The sequence below is a fragment of the Paraglaciecola sp. L1A13 genome (assembly GCF_009796745.1).
Lineage (GTDB): Bacteria > Pseudomonadota > Gammaproteobacteria > Enterobacterales > Alteromonadaceae > Paraglaciecola.
On the sequence record NZ_CP047024.1, the window covers coordinates 1,753,029 to 1,772,003 of the forward strand.

Consider the following 18,975-nt stretch of genomic DNA (forward strand, 5'->3'; position numbering starts at 1 on the left):
TAGAGTCTTATCAATTGATAGAAAATTGGAATGTTTTGAGGTTTTAGTTCAAAAAAATTGAACTGATTGTATTCTAGCGTTGTTTTCCGAGATATATATTCATACTTACAGTGAAATAGGGCGGAGCAGCGAATAAAAGAAGACACTGGATTAATCAGTGTCTTATTTTGTTTATTTGTTTATTCGCCGAATGCACCTGCAGCGCCTGGGAAAACAACCGGACTTTCTGAACCGTCTTTACTGACGCTAGCGACACCAAAGAAATAATTATCAATTACGACATTTTCCAAGGTGTATTTATTCACATTGCCGACGTAACGGCTAAACTGCCATTGCGGGGCATCAGTATAACGCCAGTATATTTTATATCCTTTTAGTTGTGGATTTTGTTCGGCAGACAATGCATCCCAATTTAGCGATGTGCTTGGCTGAACCGCGCCTTTAATCTGTACGTTCGCGGGAGGCGAAGGAGCCCAAGCCATACCTGCAAGTGATACTGCATTCAACGCCGTTAATTTTGCTGCATAAGCAAAGTTCACCCCTGCAATGGTATCGCCGTATTCAATACCATTTTCGGTGCGCAAATCCTGATGTTGACGATGATAATTCTCGTTGGTTTCCATAATGCGTACCCCAGGGTAACCAAGATCGTTGAAGGGGCGATGGTGTCCACCACGTCCAAATCTGTCTAAGCGGTAAATCACCATCGTGTCTAAATTAGGAATGTAGCGGTCTGCCATCCAATCAATATAACGGGCTAAATTACGGCTCGGAGAATCTACTTCACCACCGGTAAAACGCCTAGTACGTGCTTCTTCTGGGGTTTCCGTTTGACGTGTACCTTCAGCGAATATGCGAGCGGTAGTATTGTTAATCACGCCATTTATACCTTCAATATTACCGATCATGTCATTATTGAGCACCGCTTTTATCCGCCAACCGTCTTTTTGAGCTTGTTGAGCCAATATTTTTCCGCCAAAAAGACCTTGCTCTTCACCCGCTAGAGCAGCATAAACTATGCTCCCTGAAAATTGATACTGACTAAGCACGCGCGCTGCCTCTAACGTACCGGCAATGCCCGATGCATTATCATTCGCGCCTGGCGAAACCGACGTTGTATTCATGACATCAGATACCCGAGAATCAATATCGCCAGACATCATGACATATCGGTCAGGGTCGTGATTGCCGCGCTGCACAGCAATGACACTGACGACTTCGGTGGCGTTAGGTATACGCGGTTCACCGCTTATGGTTTCTGCTTGATAATACACTTCTAAACAGCCATTACATGCCTTAGAAATGGCTTCAAATTCGCTTTTTATCCAGCGCCGCGCTGCGCCAATACCTTGTGTTTCAGATTGGGTGTCAGACAATGTGTGGCGGGTGCCAAACCCTACAAGCGTCCGAATATCCTGTTCTATACGCTTGGCGGATACCTTTTTGGCGATATCATGTAACTTCGCTTGATCCTGATAACTCGGGGCAGTTTGTCCCTGGCTGTGAGTACTTAAAAAGCATAGAGCCAAGCTCAAAGTGGCGATGGGGAGACGTTTCATTCGTACCTCTTCTCGTTATGTAGATAGTGTATGGTTGGCTATGTTATCTAGTTTTTACGATCACAACGCGATGAATACGCTAAGTACCTCAGAATAAAAGATGAGTGGCTATTTAATCCATAAGGTTAATGTGAGATGGATCAATCCTTTGCGGTACTTTTTCGTTTTCGTTTTTGTTTTCGTTATTTATAGAGCATCACGTTACAATGTTACTGGAAACAAAGTGGGTATAAATGGAGTTACATGTTGATTAGGTGTTGCGGTATTGGGGTCGGTATCTGGATGTTGTTAAATCCACTGCTTTCGTTAGCGTCGTCAGATTCAATATTACCAGAGCTTAAGGCGCCTGTTTTTTCTCAATTATCGACTAAAAATGGATTGAGTCAAGACACAATAAATGTCATGCAAGTCGATTCTCAGGGTTTTTTATGGCTGGGGACAGACACCGGTCTCAATCGCTATGACGGGTATCAAGTTGATGTAATCGAACCATCAGGTATCGCTTTGGACGGTAAAACGATCAACGATTTATTTCAGGACCGCCATGGGGATTTGTGGATAGCAACCTTTAGCGCTGGTGTATTTAAGCTCGATTTAACCAGCGGAGAAGCCTCACTAATAGACGCGCGAAAATCTCGCGTCATACCCGATTGGCAGCAGAGCGTTAATGGGATTGCTGAGGATGAGCATGGCAATATATGGCTTGGGCTTGATGAGCAAGTTTTGCAGTATGATCAGCAGAGCCAAACCGTAAGAAGCGTTTTCTCGCTCGCAGAAGATAAAATCGAAAAAGGCAATTTCATTCGCGCGCTAACATGGTCTGGGGATTTACTGTTCATTGGAACCAGTGAAGGATTATATGCCTATTCAAAGTCTCAAGACAAAACCACTGATTTAGGTGTGCTATTCGCTGAATTTGAGAATGAAGATCAGCGAAATGTAAAATCTTTTTACGCTGATGAACAGCGTAACCAGCTCATGATTGGCACCGTTAACGGCCTATATGCCCTATCACTCACGCAAATACAACAATACATCGATCATGGTCGTCAACTAGAACCCTTATCTGTGCTCGTTGAAAGTCGGAATATTTGGCGTATTCGCAGTACGGACAATACCCATTTTTACCTGCCGACTGACTACGGTGTGTTCACTTACGATGCACAGGAGGGTAAGACAAGTCATTTGTTGTTGCCAACTGATAGTCGCTTGAATCTATCTACAGATGTGGTCTACGACGTGACATTCGATGGGAAGCAAAATTTATGGCTGGGTACGATATCTGACGGCGCTTTGCACTGGGTGCAAACGTCCCAGATATTTCATAATATATTTAATCTTCGCGGCGGTCGCTTTGAGAAAATTATTAGCGATAACAATGTATGGAGTTTATTGCAGGCTGACTCAAGTGGATTCTGGGTCGGCACCGATAATGGCTTAAATTTCTATGCTAACGAAACAGGAGAGATTACCCAGTATTTAGTTGCTAATAGTGCTTTAGCGCAATATTCAGCCGCCAGTATTAATCAAGTTTTGGCTGCAGATCCCGGATATTTATGGCTGCTGACTGGGGATGGGGTGCGGCGTTTCAATATTGCTAGCGGAACGTTGGAGGCCATAACAGTAACCAATGAACAGCCCATCAACATTCAAAAAGGCTATATTTCTGATGGGATATCAGCCGAAAACGGTGATTTGTTTTTCATTTATGAGCAGGGGGTTTACCATTACGACACCCAAATTCAAGCGCTCATCCCTTTAACTAAATTGAACGCTCAACCAACAACTAAATTGATCCGTAGGTTACTTCCACCTTTGCCTAGCGCGCCAAATAATATTGTGCTGAGTGTCTTAGGGGGCTTATATCAGTGGGATCCCAAGCAATCGAAATTAACGCTTATTCATCAATTGGACAAAGAATATAGTGCCAACATATCGGCTGATGGATGGGTTTTGGACGACAACAATATATTGTGGATTAGCTATTCTGGATACGGATTAGTGGGGCTTGATGGCGATACGTTTGAACAACGTTATCTGTTTGATAAAACGAATTTGCTACCTTCTAACAATATCTATAGTTTGCAGTTAGACAGTGCGGGGGATATTTGGATAAGCTCCCATCATGGTTTACTTAAATTTGATCCTGAATCGAAAACGTTGCAGCGTTACGGGTACAATCACGGCTTGGTGAACGAAGAATTTAATCAAGGTGCCAACCTAAGGTTGGTCGACGGGCGCTTGGTCTTCGGCTCACCAAAAGGCTTGGTGTTTTTTGATCCTGCACAGTTACCGAATAAGCAACAGTCAAGCTTAACGCCTAAAATCACTGATATTAGCATTTCATCAGCGCCGTATTTTTCCGCTTTGAACGATCTAACAGGTAATACTGTTCATTTATCCCATAACGACCTGGGCCTAGACATTCGATTTTCTACCATGGAGTTCGACAGCCTGAATAGCACGCGCTATCAATATCGGCTGAGCGGTACTCGCGACATCAGCTATCCACTCACGTCCGAGCCCCATGTTTACTTCCCAAAATTAGAGCCAGGTTGGTATGAGTTTAGTGTATCGGCTGTCGGTATGTCGGGTGGCAAGGTTAGTCCTGAAGCTATAATCTTTATCGAGGTTGATTATGCTCCTTGGAACTCGCCGTTTGCGTATTTTTGCTATGCAGTGGTGATTAGTTTATTACTTTATTTACTCTGGTACCGGCGTCGCTTGCAGGAAGTTAGACTTAGAGGTGCACATAGAGAAGCGTTGCAAAGTAAAGCTCGATTGTCACTTGCTTTACAGGCCAGTAATAGTGACGTTTGGGAGTGGGACGAGGACAGTGATCGAATTCGTGCGTCTCGTATCCAACGAGAGTTGGGTTATAAAGAACAACGAGAGTCAGTCCCCAGAACTGAGCACTTAGCGCTGATCCATAATCGTGATCGTGAGGTTTATCTCGCGCGATGGCGTGCGTTTATTCATAGCCAGGATAAGTTGCTTGACGTGACTTATCGCATGCGCTCGGTAAATGGTGATTGGCTATGGTATCGAGACGTCGGAAATATTACTGGCGGCTCAGCTGACGAGCATACACAAAAAGCGGTAGGTACGTATACGAATGTGACAGAAACTATCATCGAACAAGAAGACTTGCGCTTATTTGGTGAAGCGTATAAACACACTCGGGACTGGGTGTTGGTGTGTAATCGCCACAGAATTCCTTTAGCCGCAAACCAAGCATTTTGCGATACGTTTGGGATTGACGAACAAAACGATTTAGCGAGCCAATTACGCCATGTATATCGCGGTAAAGAAACGGAATTATTGCGTTTTTGGTCAAAGTTGACAGAGCTTGAGGCAGGAAAAGACTGGCGCGGTGAAGACCAAATTATATTGCATAACCATGAAATTCGAGATGTATTGGTATATATCAAAGCAGTGGCAAGTATCAATGATGTGAATGAAATTGATTCATTTCTTATTATTCTCAGTGATATTAGCGAGCATAAAAAAGCCCAGCAAGCACTGATGAAGTTAGCGAATTTCGATGCATTAACCGAGCTCCCCAATCGCACACTTCTGTTAGACCGGGTAAATCATGCTATCGATCAGGCCAAACGGTCTGGGCAAACATTGGGATTGTTTTTTATTGACCTAGACAAATTCAAACAAGTGAATGATAGTTTAGGCCATCGAGCAGGCGATACTTTATTGCAAGAGATATCCGCTCGTTTGCTTAACTTACTGCGTAAAGAAGATACCATCGCGCGCTTAGGTGGTGACGAATTCGTAGTACTGATAGAGAACGTGCCAGGAGTTGAGTCGCTTACCCACTTAGCCAGTCAAATTATCGACATTATCGATACCCCTGTGCAATTAGATAACAACGTGGTGAGTGTATCGTCGAGTATTGGTATCGCGCTTTATCCTGAAGATGCGCAAAGTGCTGAAGGGTTGCTGCAAAATGCCGATATTGCCATGTACCACGCTAAAGAAAATGGACGCGGCATCTTTCAGTTTTTTACCGCAAAGATGAATCTTGTAGCCCAGCAAAGATTGGCATTAGAAAGCGATCTAAAGCAGGCGCATAACCAACAAAAATTTGAAAATTACTATCAACCTATTGTCGATATCAGTCAAAATAAGGTGATCGGCTTCGAACTGCTTATGCGTTGGTTTACGAACATTGGTAGTGTCTCTCCCGGACGATTTATCCCAGTGGCTGAAGAGCTAGGCTTAATAGTAAGCATGACGTTGCAAGCAATGGAGCGGGCACTTCCCATGTTCAAGCATTGGCAAGATGTGGGCTTCAACGGGTATTTATCGATTAATCTTTCGGCTCGTCATTTCGAATCGTTGCAGTCAATAAACGATGTCATTGCGTTCTTAAATAAGAATCAATTGTCGGTCGATACGGTACGCTTTGAGATAACAGAAAGTGCATTAATGAAAGATTATCAAAAAGCCATTGTGTATATGAAACAGCTGCAGCAAACTGGTTTCATTATCGCGCTTGATGATTTTGGTACCGGGTATTCATCGCTAAAATATCTCAAAGAATTTCCTCTTAGCATTATTAAAGTAGATAAAAGCTTTGTGGATGATATTGGCAAAAATAAAAATAATGAGGCTTTAATCGAAACAATATTACGCATGGCAGAAAGTTTAGATATGTATTGTATTGCTGAAGGGATTGAAACCGTCGAACAAGTTGAATTTTTCGAACGACATGCATGCCATTTTTTACAAGGCTACTACTTTTCGACGCCGGTGTCGCTCGTCGAAACTTATGCACTTATTGATAAGCGGTGGTAGGTTGTTAATCGCTTAGAACAGTGAATGGAAAATCGCTAGCGCTTGGCAGAAATACTGAATTCTAAGAAGTTTTTATACTCACAGGGCTCGCTGTCATTGTTCGTTTTCACTTACGTGCATTGTTTGTTAGAAACCTTGTTGCGGATCCATCTGCGTTGAACGACTATCAATTAGCCTTTCATCGGGACTGCCCATAAATAGCTTACCGAGTATGCGCGAATCGCTACTGATATGCACTTTAGAAGGTGTGTTTGTCACGGTACATACAGCACCGATTACGATATTTCCATAAACAGTGGTGTGTCCGGTTTGTATGACATTTCGCCTGAATGTCTTGATATTTTCAGTTACTAGCACATTATAAAGTGTGACATCGCCGCCCTCAGTGCGAATAGATCCTAGCACTACACTTTCTTTGCCTAAGGATATATAACGCATTTTTAGTGCGAATGTTTGACTTCATATGAAGGTTGGTAGCACGTGTAATCACCCCACTTATTGATGCTATCTGATTTACCACGTCACCTAATCGCAGTGCAATATCGCCGTTAACAGAACGTAATGGTGTTAACGGATGGCGGTTATTTTTAAATGGGGATATCTTGTCATAACCAGATGTTGCGAAAAACGTGTAACTATTTTTTTAAATTATAATTAATAAGAATAGATGGTAAAACGACATAGTATTGATATTGAGCGAAATCTACTAATAGTTGGTCAAAACAAATATCCAACCTATTTATGAATTAGCGCATGTGCAAATTTATGAAGAAGATACCATTGTATTTTTAGGGAATATGCATTCAGCCTATTCGCTAAATTTGATACACATACTTAGTTTTGGTTGTATAAGCGTCATGTCACTAATTGCCGTTACAACCGATTTGGGTAGAATATAGGTGTAGGCTAGCGTAGACGGATTGATGCCCATGAGCGAGGGCATAACGTAACCAATATACCCACTATGAAAATGTTATCCCAAGTACGTTCATTTATGTCAATATACTGTTTTTGATAGGCTTTATCTAAGTTTACCCTAAGAGGTGCGTCATGCTTTCTACTGAGCAACAACAGCATTTTATATCGGCCGGCTATGTTGTACTACATGAGTTTTTTGCTGAATCTGAAATGATTGCGCTTAAAAAAGAAGCCCAGAACATTGTTGAACAATTCGACTCTCGTTCAACGCGATCGGTTTTTTCTACTCAAGACCAAAGTAAAAGTCGTGATGATTACTTCCTACAATCTGGGGACAAAGTTCGCTGTTTTTTCGAGGAAGAAGCGTTTGATCAAAGCGGCGAGTTAAAGCAAGCGAAAGCCGTTAGTATTAATAAGATTGGTCATGCACTTCACGTACTAAACCCCGTGTTTAAGAAATTTAGTCATGATCTGCGCATTCGCCAAGTAGCCAAAGATGTCGGCTTGATAGAACCACAAATACATCAGTCGATGTATATTTTTAAACAGCCTAAAATCGGTGGCGTAATTAGATGGCACCAAGACGGGACCTATTTTTTAAGTGATCCACTCTCCGTCGTTACGTTTTGGTTTGCAGTCGAAGATGCGACTATAGAAAACGGCTGTTTACAGATTAAAGCCGATGGCAGCGACACGCCACTGCGTGAACAGTTTGTGCGTTACGCAGATGATAGCACTGACTTGAAAGTACTTGATTCAACACCTTGGCCTAAGGATGAGGAAGCACAGCCACTAGAGGTAACAAAAGGATCGCTCGTGGTATTTGATGGTTTGTTACCACACTTCAGTGCGCCGAACCGCTCAGACAAATCTCGTCACGCATTTACCTTGCATATGACATGTGCGACAACTCAATACGACCCGCTTAATTGGTTACAAGCAAAACCGATTCCAGTGTAATTTCGATTGGGCTTTGTCTGTTTTTAATTTCGATAGAGGGTTTTAATTAGATGAAAACCGAATTGAGTTTTAACCGGCCCATGGACCGTTAACACCTCTTTTTTGAAAACCACATTGTCAAAAGCCTTCACCATGGTTCCTGGACTAAATTCGCCTAAGTCTCCGCCTTTTTTCCCCGACGGACAAAGTGAGTGTTTTTTAGCTAATTGCGAAAAATTGCCCCCCTTGTCTAGTTGTTCTTTGAGTTGTAAAGCTTCTTTTTCGGTTTTTACCAATATGTGGCATGCGCCTGCTTTCATTTCGGTTAGCCTCTTAATGATAGTGAGAATAAATACCTGCCGTTGGTTAGGTAAACGAACTATGGGTACTGAAAATAAACTTATTTTATGTAGTTTATCATTGTCATAGCATGCTGGGTCAGCAATAAAAGTAATTAGTTAGCAACAACGCTCTGTGCACGCTGCGTATGCTAAGGGCAGTGCAAAATTCAGAGGGTGTGTTTTACTAACTGCCTAGTGAGGCTTATATGCAAAACCCATAAGGTAAAGCCCATTAGTATCGGATATTATATATTACTCGGTTACGTTTAGATTTAGCATTGTGCGGTTACCCAAAGTATTTTATAAAAAGTCTTTCTATGAAGTTAGTGTTCCTCTGTTAAGTTTGATCCAACGATGTTTTAATTAAATGTAATGCATAAAAGATAAGGAACAATGGTGTTTGCGTTAACGAATATAAGTTTAAAGGGCAAGGTCTCAGCACCAGAGTGGCAGACTCGAATAGATTTAGCCGCATGTTATCGGTTAGTCGCTGATTTTCGCTGGGGGGATTTAATTTACACCCATATTTCGGCTCGTATTCCGGGGACGGATGAATACCTTATAAACCCCTTTGGTTTAACGTTTGAAGAAGTCACCGCGTCGAATTTAGTTAAGGTTGACTTAGATGGCAACATTCTTGATAGCTCTCCTTATTCAATTAACCCTGCAGGGTTCACAATTCATAGCGCTATTCATGCAGTGCGTCATGACGCTCAGTGTGTCATTCATCTACATACAAAAGCGACCATCAGCGTAGCGAGCCTACAAGGTGGACTCAAACCATGGAGTCAGTACGCAATGTTTTCGCTGTCATCTATGAGCTATCACGCGTATGAAGGGTTAGCGGTAAATGTAGATGAGAAGAAACGATTGCAAGACGATTTGGCGGACAACAACCATATGTTGTTGCATAACCATGGTGGACTCACTTTAGGCCCTACCGTAGGCGATGCTTTTATGCGTTTCTATGATTTGCAGCGTGCCTGCGAAATTCAAATGGCGTTATTGCAAGCTAATCAATCTGTGATTGAGATAGCTCAGCCCATTGTGGATGGCATATATGCTCAGGCAAATGTCGTGCACGGGGGGGAAACAGGTGGGCAAAAAGCTTGGCCAGCCATGTTGCGTAAGGCTTATAAACTCGATCCTAAATTTTGCGAATAGGCTCCTTTTTAAAGACCCGTGCAAATTTTAAATTTACTTTTCAGGAACATATTAAATGAAGATTACCCGTGTCGAAATTTTTGATATCGAATGCCCCAAACGTCCAGTTTGGAACCCAGTATTTGTGCGCATCCATACGGACGAAGGTATCAGTGGGGTAGGGGAAGCTGGCCTTGCTTATGATTTAGGGCACAGCGCCGCAGCGCACATGATAAAAGAGATTGCCGAGGCAATGTTAATTGGTTTCAACCCAGTCAATACTGAACTCCTGTGGAGCAGAATGTTGCGCGAAAGCTTCTGGGGCTTGGGTGGCGGCCCCATCATCTATGCTGCTATGAGCGCAATCGACACCGCACTTTGGGATATAAAAGCAAAGGCACTGAACGTTCCTTTGTATCAATTACTGGGCGGAAAAACCAACGAAAAACTGCGTACTTATGCTAGTCAATTACAGTTCGATTGGGACAGTGAAGTCACTCGTTTGAATGATCCAATTGACTACGGCCGAGCAGCCGAAAAAGCGGTAGCCCAAGGCTATGACGCAGTAAAAGTCGACCCCATAGTTTACGATAAAACAGGCGCAGGACATTTCGACCGTACTAAATTGTTTAGCCAACCGGAAATGCGTTTATTTAGAGCGCGCCTACAAGCTATTCGTGATGCAGTGGGTGAAGATGTCGATATCATATTTGAATGCCACAGTTTACTCGGCGTATCGACAGCTATTCAATTGGGTGAGATGGTTGAAGATATAGGCTGTTTGTTTTACGAAGAGCCGGTTAATTATTTAAATTCTAAACTGCATGACAAAGTAGCAAAACGGGTAAATGTGCCTATTGCGGGTGGTGAGCGTTTGTATAATCGCTGGGGTGTTAGACCTTATTTAGAAGATCAAAGCCTAGATGTGTTGCAACCTGATATAGGACTGTGCGGCGGCTTCACTGAAGCTAAAAAAGTCTGTGATTATGCTGATATATACGATGTACGAATACAAGCCCACGTATGCGGAGGTCCGGTAGCAACGGCTGCTAGCCTACATTTAGAAACGGCTATTCCTAACTTTTTGATTCATGAACATCACACTTATGCCATAAAAGATTGGAACCGTGAGTTGTGTATCCAAGATCCACAGCCGGTCAATGGCTTTTTTGAAGTCAGCGAAACGCCAGGTATCGGTATAGACCTGAATGATAAAATCGTTTATCGCTCGCCACATATGGAGGTGAAGTAGTCTATCGGTGTTACCTAAGGTGTAGAAACTGCAAAATAAAAAAAGGGGGATGATAAATTATCACCCCCCTTTTTGCTTCCCCTGCCTGCAATTATGCGGCGTTGTTATGCGGCTGTGATTCACCTTTGACCAACTGCTGATTTGCATCGAGCAATTCCATATCAAACGTGTATTCATCAACACGCACGGCTAATTGACGCTTATTGTTGTAATCGATAACGCGAGCGAAATCGTCTGCGCTTAGTTCACCGTTTTCATGAAGTTTAGTCACTGCATTTTCAAAGGAAACAAAAGGAACAACTGGCGTTTTACGCAGTGCTTTTTGAACCACTTTAAGGATTGGCATTACGGCATGCTTGGCAGTAAATGCTTCTTGGTTAATGTGATTAGCATCGCCGGGAATTATCTGAACCAGATGAGTTAAATCAGCCATGATTGAACTTTGTGCCATAGTTGCATTAGATAGCTGACGTTTTAGCTCGTCTGATATAGCAGGCACAGAGCGGGTGTAAGTGTTGGTTAATAAACGCATCAAGCCCCGTGTTGCCGTATTCGGGAAATTGCTGATAAATTCATTAAGGGCTTGCTCACCTTGTTGTAAGCACCATTGTATGGCGTACTCAAAGAAAGGTTTAGCTTCAACACGGTTAGTCACGCGCTGCTCGTAAAAACGTACCACTGCCATAGACGCATAAAGGTAGCTCATCACATCACCTAGGCGTGCAGATAGCATTTCTGCTTTCTTTAAATCTCCGCCTAGTACCAGCAAAGATAAATCCGCTAGTGGTGCTAGTTTAGCTGAAAGCGCGTTCATACGTTTTTCATATGGTTTTACTTCAGGCAATGCTGATTGTGCACCACGTGTGAACGTCAAATAGCTTTTAGAAAAACTACGTAATGAATTCTTGACACTGAAGCTAATGGTTTTGCCCAGCACTTTGTTGAACGCTTTGTCCGCTGACTCATCATCGCTGTGAATTAAATCAACCATTTCTTTCATATGTGGGTGACAGCGCATCGCACCTTGACCAAATATCATTAAGCTGCGCGTCAGAATGTTTGCCCCTTCAACTGTAATAGCAATAGGCTGCGCCGCATAACTATTAGCTAAGGTGTTTTGCGGGCCACGTTGAATGGCTTTACCTGCTTGAATATCCATCGCTGTGTTAGTCACGTCACGACCTAATTCTGTCATATGGTATTTGGCGATAGCAGTCACTACCGATGGTTTGAGGCCTAAGCCCAATCCTTCAGTCGTTAAAACGCGCATCGATTCTAAAATGAATGTTTTGCCTGCAATGTCTGCTAATTTTTCTTGAATACCTTCGAAGCGGCCGATAGGAACGCCAAACTGCTCACGTACGAAAGAGTATTCGGCTGTCGACTTAAGAGCTGATTGCGCAGATGCAACACCCATAGCTGGAAGAGATATACCACGTCCAGCGCCTAAGCAACTGACCAGCATTTGCCATCCACGTCCGATATTTTTTTCACCACCGATGATGAAATCCATTGGGATAAATACTTTATTACCGCGAGTCGTACCGTTATAAAAACGGATGCCCATCGGATCGTGGCGATTGCCTAGTTCAACACCTGAATGAGATTTAGGAATTAGCGCACATGTGATACCGAGTTCGACTCTACCACCTAGTAATCCGTCTGGGTCGAATACTTTAAAGGCTAAGCCGAGCACAGTCGCAATGGGGGCAAGGGTAATGTAACGCTTATCCCATGTGAGTGATAAACCAAGCACTTCTTCACCGTTGTGCATGCCTTTAGTGACGATGCCCGTATCAGGGATCGCACCTGCATCAGAACCTGCTTCAGGACTAGTCAGTGCAAAACAAGGAATGTCTTTGCCAACCGCTAAGCTCGGTAGCCAATGCTCCTGTTGGGCCGTCGTACCATAGTGCATAAGCAATTCGCCAGGGCCTAACGAATTTGGCACCATAACGGTAACTGCTACTGCGCTGCTTTTAACTGCAATAGTGGCAACAATAGTAGAGTTTGCGTAAGCAGAAAATTCTAGTCCGCCAAATTTTTTCGGAATGATTAGCGCAAAAAATTTATTAACGCATAGGAAATCCAACACATTTTGCGGTAGATGTTTGCTGTTTTGTAATTCGTAATCGTCAACCATTGCTAGCAATTGTTGAACAGGCCCGTCTAGAAAGGCTTGCTCATCAGCGCTCAATGTCGCTTTAGGGATAGCACGCAATGCCTGCATATCAGGCTTACCCCGATAAATAGAAGACTCAATCCACACATCACCAGCGTCTAACGCTTCTTGCTCTGTTAGGGAAATAGGGGGTAATACTTTTTTAAGATTTGTTCTGATACTCATAATTTTTACTCATCCGCTCATCTGACCAGTTGTAATTAATACTACGCACTTCTGAAAATAGATCAAATTTTCTAATCATTATGGACACATATTTATCTAAAAAGTATGTAAACCTATTGCAACAGGTCGTCGATTATTTGAATGACTTTGCGCAGCATAACCGTAAAAATTGAGAGGTTGGTCAGATGGGGACAGGCGTGCCAAATATCTTAAAGATGGCAACACGTCCTGTTATAGCCATTGGTAAGCCATAGGTTGCTGCAACTGTGCTACTTGCAGCATTAAATCGTGAGTATAAAAACTCAAATGATGAGTGATAACTTTTTGCTAATTATCATCTTGCTCAAATTTAATTGGCACGGATTGATATTTACCGTGGCTTTTGGCTTGGTAGACAGCAAAATGCAGATGGGGAAGTGAGGAAAATCCCGTATTGCCAGAGTAGCCAAGCAATTGCCGTCGTTTGATATGGTCTCCTAAACTGACTGCAACGCCGTTTTTTCTCAAATGATAATAATCACCAGTGGTGCCATCGTCATGCAGCAGTGTAACGAAATTAGCGTATTTGGCATACCGTCGACTGGCTCCACCTTTATTATGACTTTCTTGTAAATCTATAACTTGTCCATCTCTAGCCGCGTGCACGGCAGTACCTTCAGGCATGGCGAAATCAAAAGCGTAACGAGACGCACCTTGATGACTAAAACTACCATTAACACCTTGAACAAGGCGAAACGAACTATTTTGTGCATAGGGCAGGGCGTAGCGATAAGCATTGTTATGAACCGAATTTTGGATACCGGGCGTCCAAAAAAAATCTTCGTAGGTGCGCACTGGACGGTTTTGACTAATAGGGCGTAACGAAAGTACTCTTACGCGTGCTAATGGTCCCAGAACGCGGGTTTCGCTGTACCGAGAATTAGTAGCATTATCACTTTTTAAGTTTTTTGTGGTTACCTCCAATGTTGATGTAATGGGATAAGGCTGTTTATTACTTAACCAATATTCTAGTTTTAGACCGTTCTGAATTTTTTCAAAACATGCCCAATTATCGATACAGTAGGCATCGGTAAAAAAAGATATACAACTTAAGACACAAGCACTGAGCCACTTTTTCTGCATTTTTTGCCTCCTTTCACTTATTACCTTAATACGTAAATTCTGAAATAAAGACCTTGCGCGGGCGTTATAATTTCAAGACTGGGTTAAGTTAGCGTTTTATTGCGATGAAATGATGAATTCGTAGACTCAATTACACTTCTGCAAATATATTGAAGGTGAATATTGGATATTTTTTAGCGTTATTTTGTCGTTTACAGCAGATTTATACATCTAAATAAATTTAGGTGAGTTGTCACTAATATAACGACAGTGCTAGCGTCTAATATCATTAATAATATTCTTAAGGAGTCTCAAATGGCTAAAGATCTATTACAAGTTGCAGTGGGTGAACAATTAGAACCAAGCACCTGGCTTAAGGTAGACCAAGCACGCATTAATCTATTTGCTGATGCCACGGGGGATCATCAATGGATACACGTGGATGTTGAACGATGCAAGAAAGAAAGCCCGTTCAAAACCACTATTGCCCATGGTTATTTAAGCGTGACCCTCATGCCTGAAGCGTTCTACAACATGGTAGCGCTTGATCCAAGTACCCAAACCGTTTTGAATTATGGGGTTGATAAAATTCGCTTCCTAGAGCCCGTTAGAGTGAATGATGAAATAAGGTTTGTTTCAACATTGGCTAGAAAAGAAAGCAAAGAAATGGGGACGCTTTTTTGTTTCGATACGCAGATCGAAATTAACGGTCGAAGCAAGCCTGCTGTAGTGGGTTCATTTTTAATGATGTTACTAGCCTAAACTTTAGTATGAGCAGTCTTTTTACCCAAAGATTGCTTGATTTTCGCTCTACTGGTCTGACCATGACTCGAGGTAATGTTCACATATAAATAACATTGCATTTACATATTCCTTTTCCCCCCCTACTATCACTGTGACGCATTAGTTTAGCGCCTGAGAATCAGTCACTTACTGATAAGAATTATAACTATTAGACAATATTGATGCGCGGTCTGAGTGGTTGGTAAGTCCGTTGTTTACCTGCTCGATTTGTTTCTAATAATTACCTCGAGAATACATAATGAAGATAAACACACGAGTCAGTGCTTTAGCCGCGGCCATTTCCGCTCAATTTTTATTTGCTACCCCTTCAGTATTGGCCCAAGAAGCCGACGTAAAGAAAAAAGAAGATATCGAAATGATTATGGTGACAGGGAGTTTCGTTCGTCGCAGCGAAAACTTCGAGTCTCCTTCACCTCTATCCGTGGTTGATAGCGTAGCTATTGATGCCTTAGGTGCGAAAAATATTGCCGATATCACCCAGACGTTGACGATTAATACCGGAGCAGAGAACAATCCAGATGCATTTACGCAAAATGCTACTGCTGGTACGTCTAATATTAACCTTCGTGGTTTAGGTGTGGCATCTACCTTAGTGCTGCTGAACAATAAACGTCAAGTCGTTAACGCACAGCCTACCAACAATGGACTTAATTTTGTTGATACCAGTTCGTTAGTACCTATGATAGCCATCGACAGGGTTGAAATTATTAAAGATGGTGCTTCTGCTCTTTATGGTTCAGACGCGGTAGCAGGTGTCGTTAATTTTATTACTAAAAGTAATTACGAGGGCGTAAAGCTCAGTGCTGATTACCAAGACGGTGCTCACGGCAATAATAAAGAATATGTATTGCAAGGTTTATGGGGAACCAGTAATGATAAAAGTAGCATTATAGCTGCGGTAAGTTATACCAATCGTTCACCACTATTTGTTAAAGATAATCGTATTGGCCGTCCAGAAGATGATAGTAGTGCGTTGGGTAACCCTGGCTCATATTTCATCGGTACAACGCCTTTTATCGACCCCTACGGTTGTGAAGAGTATGGCGGTGCATCGAATATACTTGCACCAGCAGGTACCGTGCCGGGCTTGGATGTGGGACTGTGTATGTTCGATTTCGGTAAAGATTACTCGTACGTTCCGGATGAATCACGCCTAAATGCGTATGTTAAAGCGGAATATGAAGTGTCTGATACGATGAGTTGGACGACAGAAGTGAGCTTCGCCCGTAACAGAGCGACACGGGGCGGCGCACCAAGTTTCCCTATATTAACTGGTCCAGTTGTACCGGCTGATCACCCTGAGAATCCTTTTGGTCAAGCTGTAACCTTTTTCGGTCGAGCTGAAGGTAATGGTAAAGCGCCTGATTATGCGAATACTGAATCAGATACGTTTAGATTTAACACGTCATTGCAAGGTGAGTTAGAGCACGGTTTTTGGGAAGTTAGCTACACCAATGCCACCAATGACTTTTTCTTCAGTGTACCTGACGTACTAGATACAGAATTTAATCTTGCACTAAATGGTCTAGGCGGTGGGCAATGTAATCCAATAACAGGGACTCCGGGTGAAGGTGATTGTGAATACTTTAATCCGTTTGCCACTTCATATACCACAGCGCCGAACACTCAATACGTGATTGATTCGTTTACCGGACTTGAAACCATTGATTCTAAAGCCGATTTACAAGTGTATGAAGGTTTTATGTCGTTCGATGTGTTCGATATGGATGGCGGAGCGGCTGGTCTAGCGTTTGGTATGCAATATCGTGATGAATCATTAAGCCAAGACTATGATGCATTAGCCAATCAAGATAGTTTTACATTCGTTATCGGTAACCCGGACTTTGATGGCTCATTAGATGTTTGGGCCGTTTTCGCTGAAATGGCATTGCCTGTTTCTAATGATTTGGATATCCAGTTGGCTGTACGTTATGAGGATTACGGCGGTACAATTGGTGACACTATCGACCCTAAAGTTGCTTTCTCTTACCGAGCGAGTGAAGAGTTGTCGTTACGAGGTTCTATATCCACATCATTTAGAGCGCCTACGGTATTCTTGCGAAATGGTGGCGGCACGTCACTGCAACAATTGGTTGATCCTCTTATCGGTGCCAACGCTTTTGCAGCGGTACGCACATTGGGGAATGAAGATTTAAAACCAGAAGAGTCAACCGCGTATAATTTGGGTGTGTCATTTGAACCAATTAGTGATGTATCTATTGAGATTGATTATTGGAATTTCGAATTTAAAGATCTAATCATTCAAGAAAATCCACAAGCAGTCTTGAACTTAGACCCAAGTGATACAGACCGTGTTGTGCGCGCTGGCGACCCTCTAACAGGACCATTAACACAAGTTAATAATACTTATGTAAATGCGAGCTCTCTTGAGACCTCTGGATTAGATTTCGTCACCAGTTACAAGATGGATACGGATGCAGGGTTGTTTGTCCCGTCAATTAATGCGACCTACATTCTTAAATATGATCTAGACGACCCACAAGCAGGGAACGTAGATGGGGCAGGACGTAGAAACTTCACTAATATAGGTACATCGTCGCCTGAGTTACGTATGAACCTTGGCTTAAATTGGTCATCTGGTGCGCACTCAGCTAATTTATTCGCTCGTTACATCAGCAGTTATGACGATGATCAGAACTGTTCCGATGGAACGGTCAATACAGGTAGTTGTGATACTCTTGGTGGCTTTAAAGAGGTTGATAATCAGGTGACCTATGATATTCAATACAATGTGAATTTAGGTACGCTCTTCGATACCCAGAATAACTATGTGTTGTCTGTTGGTGGTATTAACATCACGGATGAAAAGCCTCCCCGGTTATTCACCAATGGTGGTTTCGATAGTAAGGTACACGACCCAAGAGGGCGTCAAATCTACGCACGCTTTGCAGTCGAATTTTAAACTAACTGATTGCGTTTAAAAAAAACCTGCTTCGGCAGGTTTTTTTGTAAACAAAAGTTCCCGTTTTTATTCATATTAAATAAAGTGCTAGCTTTCATTCTTTATGTTTACCTGCATGATAGGAGCACATACGCCTAGGATTAAATTAGCGAGGAATTTATGGTAGAAAAGTTAACGCATAGCGAAAGTCAATCTATGTTGGTCGAACTTAATAAAAATTTGCCCCTTGAACAGCAATGGCAAATAACCGATGGTAAACTGAGTAAGTGTTTTAAATTCAAGAGTTTTATTCGGGCGTTTGGATGGATGAGCCAAATAGCTATATGGGCAGAGAAACTTAATCATCACCCTGAGTGGTTCAATGTGTACAATAAAGTTGAGGTAAAGTTAACAACACACGATGTAAGCGGACTCAGCACGTTAGATTTTAAACTAGCTGAAAAAATGCAACTTTTTTATAGCTGATTGTTTATTAAATCTGAGTAAATAATTCATTTGTATAAATTATGCACATATCCAATGTTTTTTGTTGATTAATGTATGATTTATTCATTGCAAGACTTGCGTCAATTACTCAGCTATGTATAATACGCCCCACTCGAGACACGACACGTAATGCATAGTGCGTTTATCGACAAAGATTTCAAGCGCGGGATGGAGCAGTCTGGTAGCTCGTCGGGCTCATAACCCGAAGGTCGTAGGTTCAAATCCTGCTCCCGCAACCACTTTTTTGAAATTTGGCATCCAGCCATTTTTCGGTGAGAATAGTGGACTAGGGTCCAGAAACAAAAAGCCCCGCTTGTACGGGGCTTTTTGTTATCCTTTTATATCTGTTT

The 18,975-nt window shown here is 42.4% G+C and carries 12 protein-coding genes and 1 tRNA gene; 8 read left to right on the plus strand and 5 right to left on the minus strand.

The window, feature by feature from the left end:
* Window positions 1–179: 179 nt before the first annotated feature.
* Complete coding sequence (locus tag GQR89_RS07375) at window positions 180–1,559, minus strand: M28 family metallopeptidase (protein WP_158769450.1); 1,380 nt, start codon at window positions 1,557–1,559, stop codon at window positions 180–182.
* Between the two features lie 243 nt (window positions 1,560–1,802).
* Between GQR89_RS07375 and GQR89_RS07380 the strand changes: the two genes are divergently transcribed.
* Window positions 1,803–6,371 (plus strand): EAL domain-containing protein, encoded by a 4,569-nt coding sequence (locus tag GQR89_RS07380; protein WP_158769451.1) that lies wholly within the window; start codon window positions 1,803–1,805, stop codon window positions 6,369–6,371.
* Window positions 6,372–6,497: 126 nt separating this feature from the next.
* Here GQR89_RS07380 and GQR89_RS07385 read toward each other — a convergent pair whose 3' ends face one another.
* A complete protein-coding gene (locus GQR89_RS07385; RefSeq protein WP_158769452.1) occupies window positions 6,498–6,809 on the minus strand; it encodes a hypothetical protein in 312 nt (103 codons plus the stop codon).
* Window positions 6,810–7,421: 612 nt separating this feature from the next.
* Between GQR89_RS07385 and GQR89_RS07390 the strand changes: the two genes are divergently transcribed.
* Window positions 7,422–8,249 (plus strand): phytanoyl-CoA dioxygenase family protein, encoded by an 828-nt coding sequence (locus GQR89_RS07390; protein ID WP_158769453.1) that lies wholly within the window; start codon window positions 7,422–7,424, stop codon window positions 8,247–8,249.
* A gap of 23 nt (window positions 8,250–8,272) precedes the next feature.
* On the opposite strand, the gene ppiC is transcribed toward GQR89_RS07390, so the two are convergent.
* Window positions 8,273–8,548, minus strand: a complete 276-nt coding sequence (gene ppiC / locus GQR89_RS07395; protein WP_158769454.1) for a peptidylprolyl isomerase PpiC — start codon at window positions 8,546–8,548, stop codon at window positions 8,273–8,275.
* Window positions 8,549–8,962: 414 nt separating this feature from the next.
* Here ppiC and GQR89_RS07400 point away from each other — a divergent pair, with 414 nt between their 5' ends.
* Window positions 8,963–9,733 carry a class II aldolase/adducin family protein gene (locus tag GQR89_RS07400; RefSeq protein ID WP_370461043.1) on the plus strand — a complete coding sequence of 257 codons (771 nt, stop codon included), beginning with the start codon at window positions 8,963–8,965 and terminating at the stop codon, window positions 9,731–9,733.
* A 55-nt stretch (window positions 9,734–9,788) separates the two neighbouring features.
* Window positions 9,789–10,964, plus strand: a complete 1,176-nt coding sequence (locus tag GQR89_RS07405; RefSeq protein ID WP_158769456.1) for a mandelate racemase/muconate lactonizing enzyme family protein — start codon at window positions 9,789–9,791, stop codon at window positions 10,962–10,964.
* 91 nt (window positions 10,965–11,055) lie between these two features.
* Here the strand turns inward: GQR89_RS07405 and GQR89_RS07410 are convergent, their stop codons facing one another.
* Together GQR89_RS07410 and GQR89_RS07415 are read right to left on the minus strand one after the other, a co-directional pair.
* Entirely contained in the window at window positions 11,056–13,311 is a 2,256-nt protein-coding gene (locus GQR89_RS07410) for an acyl-CoA dehydrogenase (RefSeq protein ID WP_158769457.1), read from the minus strand.
* Between the two features lie 327 nt (window positions 13,312–13,638).
* The gene (locus GQR89_RS07415; RefSeq protein WP_158769458.1) at window positions 13,639–14,433 is read right to left on the minus strand and encodes a M23 family metallopeptidase; all 795 of its coding nucleotides are present in this window, start codon (window positions 14,431–14,433) and stop codon (window positions 13,639–13,641) included.
* Window positions 14,434–14,727: 294 nt separating this feature from the next.
* Here GQR89_RS07415 and GQR89_RS07420 point away from each other — a divergent pair, with 294 nt between their 5' ends.
* The 4 genes from GQR89_RS07420 (at window position 14,728) to GQR89_RS07435 (ending at window position 18,864) form a co-directional block, all read left to right on the plus strand.
* Window positions 14,728–15,174, plus strand: a complete 447-nt coding sequence (locus GQR89_RS07420) for a MaoC family dehydratase (protein WP_158769459.1) — start codon at window positions 14,728–14,730, stop codon at window positions 15,172–15,174.
* Window positions 15,175–15,454: 280 nt separating this feature from the next.
* Window positions 15,455–18,139, plus strand: a complete 2,685-nt coding sequence (locus GQR89_RS07425; RefSeq protein ID WP_158769460.1) for a TonB-dependent siderophore receptor — start codon at window positions 15,455–15,457, stop codon at window positions 18,137–18,139.
* A gap of 159 nt (window positions 18,140–18,298) precedes the next feature.
* Window positions 18,299–18,604, plus strand: a complete 306-nt coding sequence (locus tag GQR89_RS07430; RefSeq protein ID WP_158769461.1) for a 4a-hydroxytetrahydrobiopterin dehydratase — start codon at window positions 18,299–18,301, stop codon at window positions 18,602–18,604.
* 183 nt (window positions 18,605–18,787) lie between these two features.
* Window positions 18,788–18,864, plus strand: a tRNA-Met gene (locus GQR89_RS07435).
* The last annotated feature ends 111 nt before the right edge of the window (window positions 18,865–18,975 follow it).

Bases quoted from the DNA above. Each gene is read 5' to 3' on its own strand.
- GQR89_RS07410 (WP_158769457.1), bottom strand. From the start codon at position 13,311: ATGAGTATCAGAACAAATCTTAAAAAAGTATTACCCCCTATTTCCCTA.
- GQR89_RS07390 (WP_158769453.1), top strand. From the start codon at position 7,422: ATGCTTTCTACTGAGCAACAACAGCATTTTATATCGGCCGGCTATGTT.
- GQR89_RS07420 (WP_158769459.1), top strand. From the start codon at position 14,728: ATGGCTAAAGATCTATTACAAGTTGCAGTGGGTGAACAATTAGAACCA.
- GQR89_RS07385 (WP_158769452.1), bottom strand. From the start codon at position 6,809: ATGCGTTATATATCCTTAGGCAAAGAAAGTGTAGTGCTAGGATCTATT.
- GQR89_RS07400 (WP_370461043.1), top strand. From the start codon at position 8,963: ATGGTGTTTGCGTTAACGAATATAAGTTTAAAGGGCAAGGTCTCAGCA.
- GQR89_RS07430 (WP_158769461.1), top strand. From the start codon at position 18,299: ATGGTAGAAAAGTTAACGCATAGCGAAAGTCAATCTATGTTGGTCGAA.
- GQR89_RS07425 (WP_158769460.1), top strand. From the start codon at position 15,455: ATGAAGATAAACACACGAGTCAGTGCTTTAGCCGCGGCCATTTCCGCT.
- GQR89_RS07415 (WP_158769458.1), bottom strand. From the start codon at position 14,433: ATGCAGAAAAAGTGGCTCAGTGCTTGTGTCTTAAGTTGTATATCTTTT.
- ppiC (WP_158769454.1), bottom strand. From the start codon at position 8,548: ATGAAAGCAGGCGCATGCCACATATTGGTAAAAACCGAAAAAGAAGCT.
- GQR89_RS07380 (WP_158769451.1), top strand. From the start codon at position 1,803: ATGTTGATTAGGTGTTGCGGTATTGGGGTCGGTATCTGGATGTTGTTA.
- GQR89_RS07405 (WP_158769456.1), top strand. From the start codon at position 9,789: ATGAAGATTACCCGTGTCGAAATTTTTGATATCGAATGCCCCAAACGT.
- GQR89_RS07375 (WP_158769450.1), bottom strand. From the start codon at position 1,559: ATGAAACGTCTCCCCATCGCCACTTTGAGCTTGGCTCTATGCTTTTTA.